Annotated in this window: 4 protein-coding genes; all 4 read left to right on the top strand. The window is 38.7% G+C overall.

From position 1 onward, the window contains the following. Positions 1 to 183 precede the first annotated feature (183 nt). On the top strand, positions 184 to 321 hold the full coding sequence (locus AB1L08_RS21690) for a hypothetical protein (protein WP_413066674.1): 138 nt from the start codon (positions 184 to 186) through the stop codon (positions 319 to 321). A 305-nt stretch (positions 322 to 626) separates the two neighbouring features. Further along, positions 627 to 2,333, top strand: coding sequence for an IS1634 family transposase (locus tag AB1L08_RS21685; RefSeq protein ID WP_413066673.1), 1,707 nt, complete (start codon positions 627 to 629; stop codon positions 2,331 to 2,333). Positions 2,334 to 3,390: 1,057 nt separating this feature from the next. Continuing rightward, complete coding sequence (locus AB1L08_RS21680) at positions 3,391 to 3,606, top strand: hypothetical protein (RefSeq protein WP_413066672.1); 216 nt, start codon at positions 3,391 to 3,393, stop codon at positions 3,604 to 3,606. An 80-nt stretch (positions 3,607 to 3,686) separates the two neighbouring features. Continuing rightward, positions 3,687 to 4,477: alpha/beta fold hydrolase (locus AB1L08_RS21675; protein ID WP_413066671.1), on the top strand; the 791-nt coding region annotated here is incomplete at its 3' end.

Raw genomic sequence — 4,477 nt, 5'->3', positions numbered from 1 at the left:
TGGAAATTAGGGTATAGCCGGTTAGCTTAGTATTGCTTTTTTTAGCAGTTCGTTAGTTATATTTTCAGGGTAGATACATTTAATCACTATATTCCTTACTTACACGATGCTACAAAACATAAATTTCCAACAAATTTAAGTGAAGAATATATCAAATTTTCTTTAGCGTTTAATGCTGGAGGAATGTGGAATGTACTTATGAAATGGATGGAAGAAGACTTTCAACATTCTTTTACAGATTTGATTCATGCTTTCAATGAAATCGCTACTTTTAATTATGCTAATATTCAAATGGAAAATAATGAAATAAATAATGATTGAAGCTATAGTTACTAGATTCCGCACTATTTTCCGATTTATGATATGGTAAACATCATCTAATTATTGGGGATATTTCACACGATAATCCGAATACCCTAAATTACTTTGTTAAGGAAATCTTCTCGAGTGATTAATGTGAATTTCCTGTTCTGATTGTTTTAAAAACATTTATAATTAAATAAAACGGGGATGATACTTTTGCCCACATTCGGCGGGTCATAAAGAAACACCAAACAAATTTTTAAAGGATTTTTTCTCTCTTTCTCGAAATTATTCCTAACGATGAAAAAGTGAGGAAGAATCCCATGACTCAATCCGATACAGTTTTAACGCTTTCTGCAGGGCCATCCCAGCTCCTTTCTGCCATTTGTGATGAAATTGACTTCGAAAAAATGATCAATGACCAGTTGGTTTGGGATAAAGATCGTTGCCATTTGTCGCCGGGTACACGGTTGAAAGCTCTTCTGATCAACATCCTGTGTGACCGGCAGCCCTTATACCATATCCATCGATTTTTTGAAGAGCTAGATGTAGAGATGCTATTCGGGAAGGGTGTAAAAGCAGAGGATTTGAATGAGTATTCCATCGGCCGGGCCCTTGACGCTTTACATCAGGCAACGCCTTGGAAGGTCTATTCCACCTTGTCTGTATCTGCTTGCCGTAAACTGGGCCTTCCATTGCGGACTCTTCATAATGACACCACCTCCTATTCGGTTTTCGGTGATTATGAAACAGCAGAGAAAGCTGTTGAGCCAACCCAAGAGGAGCTTGTCATCACCCACGGATACAGTAAGCAGAACAGACCGGATCTAAAGCAGATTGTGCTTGGCATGGGTGTAACCCCTGAACGGATTCCTGTCTTGGCAACAGTGGAAAATGGGAATACGGACGACAAAAGCTGGAATCCGACATTCATCAAAAAACTCCGTGAAACCCTTTCAAAGGAGGAGTGGGACAAGCTTATTTATCAGGCGGATTCCGCCTTGATTACGACCGAAAACTTGCGCGCCATCAGAGAAGAGCTTTATTTCATCTCCCGTTTTCCCGAGACCTTCAAGTTAAGCCATGACTTAAAAGAAAAGGCCTGGAAAAACGGTGAATGGCAGAAGCTCGGACAGTTGAAATCGTCCAAACATGCAGCTTCTTATAAAATTCAATCTTTTGTAGAGAAACTGGACGGCTATCTATATCGTTTTGTCGTGGTCTATTCCGATCAGCTGGGTGAACAAAAGGAGAAAACACTAGAGCGGAAAATAGCTAAAGAACAAGCCCATCTTGAAAAGGAAATCAAGAAGTTTGAAAGTACAGTCTATCATTGCCAAGAAGATGGCGAAAAAGCGATAAAAGTGTTCCTGAAAGCCCATTCCAGCACCTATTTTCATTATTCGTTTCGTCTTGAACCAGAAGAAGCCATCGAGAAACGAAAGAAAAGAGGCCGCCCCAAAAAAGGGGAAACTCCGAAGGTCATCACAATATATCGTCCAAAGCTCCAACAGCTGACAAAAAATGAAGAAGCCATTGAAGAGAAAAAACGTAAAATGAGCACATTTATCCTGATCACCAATAAGGTTGACCAAAATGAGCTGCCTGATCGCGAAGTCCTTCAAACATATAAAGGGCAGGAGGCTGCAGAGACGCGCTTTCGCCTGTTGAAAAGCCCCGCTATGATTGACGGTTTCTTTTTAAAGAAGCCAAGCCGAATCGAAGCATTGGGCATCGTATTTGTCATGGCTCTTTTGATTTATGGCATCCTGGAACATCGAGTAAGGGAAAAGATGAAGCAGGAAGAAACTCCATTGGTCCTGGCCGGGAAGCGCAAGCTATTTCGCCCGACGGGGAAGGTATTGTTAAAAGAGTTGCAGGAAATTAAGGTCATTTATGTTCGTCAGGCAGGGCAGGTGATTCGCTTTCTTCCTGATAATATTGGGGATCAAACGAAACGGATCCTTGAGCTGTCAGGATATGACATGTCCATCTATGTGACGAAAAAAGCCGAAAAAACGATGATTTGACTCCTAAAGGATACGGGAACGCTCAAAACCTGTCGAAATGGATGGATTAAAGTTGAGATAAGTCGATTGGAGACTTAATAAATCCAAATTTTTAAACAGGCACCTGAAAAAGAGGAACAGCTTGTCTTTCAGGTGCCGAATATGGGCTTTTGGTGAAAAAGGACGACAATTTTGAAGAAGCTAGGAGTTCAAGTAAATCAGTCAGCGACTCCTGGGTCCCGGAAAAAAATGTTGCAACCGGCTTCACAAAAAAAGGTATGATTATGTTTATAAGCTTAATTGGATTGTTTGTTGTTATTAGATACCTTTTTTTCTAAAAGTAAAAATCTTTGTTTAAAGATTGCTCTATTTTGATGATTAAGCAGGTAAAATGCTGGATGGTAAGACGAATATTTTGTTAAAACCATACTTCGGGTAAAGGCCAATGTTCCAGCATCGGGCGCTTTGACACAGTTGCCCCACAATCGGGCGAGCCTATGATGGGCGTTTATTTCGCAAATAAGACGGAGTGATGATAATGAAGGCTTTTAAAAGTAGACTTTATTGGATGCTTTTACCCTTTGCAGTAATTATTGGATTATGTTTTATATTGTTTTCACCTAACAATGGGTCCGTCTATGCTTTCATAACGGCAATTGTATTTTGGATCGTTTATTATTCTTGGACTTATATTGATAGAAAACGCAAAAAGCACATTGATCAATAAAGAAACGCTTTTCCATTATCGGGCGCAATAATTAAATATACCTGTGCAAATTCGGGCCAGTTTGGAGTGGGTAAAAATCAATAAACATCGGTTTTTATTTCATATTATAGTGTTCTTGGTAGCTCTTACTGTAGGTATCATAAAATATCCATCAACCATCTCGACCGTGGCTATAACAGTAGCTTGCTGCGCGGTATTCTTTTACAGAGAGCCTGTTCTCTTTAAAAGAAACGATAAGTAGCATACAGTATTAAGCAATCGGGCGCGTTTCCCTAACAAGGCATAGCGTCTTTTTCGCATATAAGGCGCAGATTGTTTCACTGGTTCATGGATTTATGTGGAGGTGGAATGATGAACTTTTTTGAGTGGAAAATTGAAATGCCGGATGTTTTAAAACCGTATATAGATACTGAGAATAAAAGAATGGCTATTCTTACAGCCGACGATGATGAAATCCATATTGCTTTAGAGTTTGATGAAAACAACAATTTAGTTATGCATCCACGTTGGAATATAAACATTGTTATTTTGGGGGATAAACACTTAAAATTTACTACAAATTCTTAAAGGGTTTTTCAAGAATAGGGCCGGATTGTTGAGGAACATATGCTTCTTCCACAATGGAAATAATGAGAGGGGGTCGGATATTGTTTATTAGAAGGGTTCCGAAATTTATAGAGGAAAACGCCATTTCTGAATTAATTGAAGCTGTGATCGGCAATGTGAAGCAATGGATTTATATTCGGGGAAGAGATAAGAATAATCCGATTCTGCTTATGCTTCATGGCGGTCCAGGGACAGGACAAATAGGATTTATTCGCAAGTTTCAGACGGAACTTGAACAACATTTTGTCGTTGTCCAATGGGATCAAAGGGGATCTGGTTTATCTTATTCTAAAAAAATACCGTCTGAGTCGATGACTATCGATCAATTTGTTCATGATACGATTGAAGTAACAGAATATATTTTAAATCGTTTGGATAGACAGCAACTTTATTTAGTGGGACATTCTTGGGGATCAATTTTAGGTATGTTGGCAATAAAACATGCACCTCCATTATATAAACGTTATTTTGGGGTTGCTCAAGTTACCCATATTGGATCGAGTGATAAACTTTCATATACAAAACTGCTAGAAATAGCACAGATGAAAAACAATGAAAAAGCATATAAAGCATTACTACAGATTGGCCCCCCTCCATGGAACAATTTAAAGCATAACAGAATTCATCAAAAATACGTCGAAGCTTTAGGTGGAGGGATTACACGGGACGGTACAATGGTACGTAAAATAATGCTGAATTTAATAACAAGCAAAGAGTATACATTACGCGACTTTATACGTTTTTTGCAAGGACAATTTTTTGATATGAAAATAACATTTTGCTTGAACGCACTGTTTCAATTTGTCAAGTACGCGGGAAAAATTCCCATGTA

Source organism: Siminovitchia jepli, assembly GCF_047228825.1.
GTDB lineage: Bacteria > Bacillota > Bacilli > Bacillales > Bacillaceae_C > Siminovitchia.
The sequence above is the reverse complement of the archived record's forward strand: the minus strand, read 5'-3'. Positions and strand labels throughout refer to the sequence as shown.

Excerpts from the sequence above, each read along its gene's own strand:
- AB1L08_RS21690 (WP_413066674.1), top strand. The coding sequence starts at position 184 with ATGTGGAATGTACTTATGAAATGGATGGAAGAAGACTTTCAACATTCT.
- AB1L08_RS21685 (WP_413066673.1), top strand. The coding sequence starts at position 627 with ATGACTCAATCCGATACAGTTTTAACGCTTTCTGCAGGGCCATCCCAG.
- AB1L08_RS21680 (WP_413066672.1), top strand. The coding sequence starts at position 3,391 with ATGAACTTTTTTGAGTGGAAAATTGAAATGCCGGATGTTTTAAAACCG.